This is a genomic window from Micromonospora sp. M51, from assembly GCF_018070305.1.
Lineage (GTDB): Bacteria > Actinomycetota > Actinomycetes > Mycobacteriales > Micromonosporaceae > Micromonospora > Micromonospora parva.
This window is the reverse complement of the sequence record NZ_JAGPXZ010000721.1, coordinates 1-3,052: the sequence shown is the minus strand read 5'-3', so window position 1 is coordinate 3,052 and position 3,052 is coordinate 1. Positions and strand designations below refer to the sequence as shown.

Sequence of the window (3,052 nt, the reverse complement as noted above, 5' to 3'; positions counted from 1 at the left end):
CAGTAGCACCACCGCGACGGTGCCGTCCCGAGCCGGGGACGGCACCGTCGTGGGTGAGCTTCGTTCAGCGTTCGACGAGCGGGTCGTGCCCCAGGTCGAGCAGGGAGTGCCGCCAGGTGTCGTCGGCGTTGCCGCGCGAGGGCTTGGCGTCCATCAGCTCGCGGATGCGCTCGACCGCCTCCCGCATCACCTCGATGTCCTCCGGGGTGAGGTCCACCTTGCGCTTGTTGAGCACCTTGAGGATCTCCCGGCCCGGTTGGGGCAGGTCGAGGTTCGGGTTCGGGCCGAACGAGTCCTCCCCCGAACCCCGGGTCAGCAGCCAGGTCCGCAGCTGCTCCGACGGGACGTTGACCTCGGCGTGGAAGTCCTCCCAGAGCACTTCCACCTCGGGGTCGAGCCGCGCTTCGCGTACCATCAGGTCTCCTCTTCGGGTGGCGGCCCGGACGTCTCCGGGTCGTCCTGGTCGGTCTTCGGATGCAGGCCCTCCGCGGGCACCCGTGTCCGGCGGGGATTGGCGGTGGGCGGCGCCAGGATCGGGTCGGGATGCTCGTCGTCCTCGTCCCGGGGTTTCGCGGCCTCCGCGGGCTCGTGCGGGTCCTCGTGGTCGTCCCTTCGCGCCGGCCCGCTCATCGCGGGTGGGTGGTCGTGGCGGCGGTGTACCCCCGCTCGCCCGCTGTCACGTCGAAGGTGAGCGCGCCGTCGCGGACGTCCACGGTGACCTTCTGTCCGGGCGAGATCGCCGACTCCAGCAGCATCCGGGACAGGTGGTTGTCCACCTCCCGCTGGATCACCCGGCGCAGCGGGCGGGCGCCGAACTCCGGCTGGTAGCCGTGCTCGGCGAGCCAGTCGATGCCGGCGGTGGTGAACTCCACCTGGAGGTCCTGGGCGTGCATGCGGCGGCGGGTCTCCTCCAGCAGCAGCGCGGTGATGTCGCGCAGCTGCTCGGCCTCCAGCCGGCGGAAGATGATGACCTCGTCGATGCGGTTGAGGAACTCCGGGCGGAAGTTCTCCTGCAGCCGGCGCATGAGCCGCTCCCGCAGCTCGTTGCTCTCCTGCTCGCTGCCCACGTCCCCGGTGCCGAAGCCGACCGAGCGTTGGGCGCCGGTGATCAGCTCGGAGCCGAGGTTGCTCGTCATGATCAGTACGGTGTTCTTGAAGTTCACGGTGCGACCCTGGCTGTCGGTGAGCCGCCCGTCGTCGAGCACCTGGAGCAGGATGTTGAACACGTCCGGGTGGGCCTTCTCGATCTCGTCGAGCAGCACCACCGCGTACGGGCGGCGACGCACCGCCTCGGTGAGCTGGCCGGCCTCCTCGTAGCCGACGTATCCGGGCGGCGCGCCGACCAGCCGACTGACCGTGTGCCGTTCCTGGAACTCGCTCATGTCCACCCGGACCATCCGGTCCGCCTCGCCGAACAACGCCTCGGCCAGCGCCCGCGCCAACTCGGTCTTGCCGACACCGGTCGGGCCGAGGAACAGGAAACTGCCCATCGGCCGCTCCGGGTCGGCCAGCCCGGCCCGGGAGCGGCGGACGGCCTCGGCGACCGCGGTGACCGCGTCGTCCTGACCGACGACCTTCTGGTGCAGGTGACCCTCCAGGCGCAGCAGCCGGTCGCGTTCCTCCTCGGTGAGCTGGCTGACCGGGATGCCGGTGGCCCGGGAGACCACCTCGGCGATCTCCTGCGGGCCCACCTCGGGCACCTGCGAGGAGGACATCCCGTCCTCGCCGTTGGCCTGGCGGATCTGCTGTTCCAGCTCGGCGATCCGGTCACGCAGCGCGGAGGCCCGCTCGTACTGCTCGTCGGTGACCGCCTGTTCCTTGTCCCGGCGTACCTCGTCGAGCTCCTGTTCCAGCTCCCGCACGTCGGACGCGGGGGTACGGGTGCGCAACCGCACCCGGGCGCCGGCCTGGTCGATCAGGTCGATCGCCTTGTCCGGCAGGAACCGGTCGGTGACGTAGCGGTCGGACAGCTCGGCGGCGGCGACCAGCGCCTCGTCGGTGAAGCGCACCTGGTGGTGGGCCTCGTACCGGTCGCGCAGCCCCCGCAGGATGGCGATGGTGTCGTCGACGCTGGGCTCGGGCACCAGCACCGGCTGGAAGCGTCGGGCCAGGGCGGCGTCCTTCTCGATGCTCTTGCGGTACTCGTCCAGCGTCGTCGCGCCGATCACCCGCAACTCACCGCGGGCGAGGGCGGGTTTGAGCATGTTGGACGCGTCCATCCCGCCCTCGCTGCCGGCGCCGCCGGCACCGACCAGGGTGTGGATCTCGTCCATGAAGATGATCAGCTCGTCCCGGTGCGCCCGGATCTCGTCGATCACCTTCTTCAGCCGCTCCTCGAAGTCGCCCCGGTAGCGGGTGCCGGCGACCAGGCCGGCCAGGTCGAGTTGGACGACCCGCTTGCCGAGCAGGGTCTGCGGTACGTCGCCGTCGCAGATCCGTTCGGCCAGCCCCTCGACGATGGCGGTCTTGCCGACGCCGGCCTCGCCGATCAGCACCGGGTTGTTCTTGGTACGCCGGGACAGGATCTCCACCGCCTGCTCGATCTCGTCGGCGCGCCCGATCACCGGGTCGATCTGGTCGTTGCGGGCCAGGTCGGTGAGGTCCTGCCCGTACTGGTCCAGGGTGGGGGTGCCGCGGTCCGGCTTCGGCCCGGCCATCGGCCCGCGCTCGGCGTTGGCGGCCTGCAACGACTCGGGTTGGATCCGGCCGGCGGCCAGCATCCGCCCGGCGGGTGACTCCGGGTTGAGCGGCAGCGCCATCAGGATGTGCTCCGGGCCGATGTAGTTGGCGCCCATCGCCCGGGACAGCTGGTGGGCGTCGAGCAGCGCCCGCTTGGCGGCTGGGGTCAACGACAGGTTGGGCGGCACCTCCCCGCGCGGCGCGCCGTCACCCTTTCCGCCGAGGGCGTTGAGCAGGGTGTCCGGGTCGGCCCCGGCCCGGCGTACCAGGTCGCGCAGCGGTTCGCGTTGCAGCGCCGCCCAGAGCAGGTGGTCGGTGTCCAGGTCGCTGCTGTGCCGTTGCGCGGCCCGTCGGGCGGCGTCGGCCAGCATCT

General features: G+C 71.4%; 3 protein-coding genes. All 3 read right to left on the bottom strand.

From position 1 onward, the window contains the following. Window positions 1-64: 64 nt before the first annotated feature. Complete coding sequence (locus KBX53_RS27670; protein WP_030332757.1) at window positions 65-415, bottom strand: DUF3140 domain-containing protein; 351 nt, start codon at window positions 413-415, stop codon at window positions 65-67. Next, window positions 415-630 (bottom strand): hypothetical protein, encoded by a 216-nt coding sequence (locus KBX53_RS27665; RefSeq protein WP_030332755.1) that lies wholly within the window; start codon window positions 628-630, stop codon window positions 415-417. The genes KBX53_RS27670 and KBX53_RS27665 overlap by 1 nt, the downstream gene beginning before the upstream one ends. Next, window positions 627-3,052, bottom strand: a 2,426-nt coding sequence (locus KBX53_RS27660) for an ATP-dependent Clp protease ATP-binding subunit (RefSeq protein ID WP_210862459.1), incomplete at its 5' end; no start/stop codon positions are given. The genes KBX53_RS27660 and KBX53_RS27665, both read right to left, overlap by 4 nt.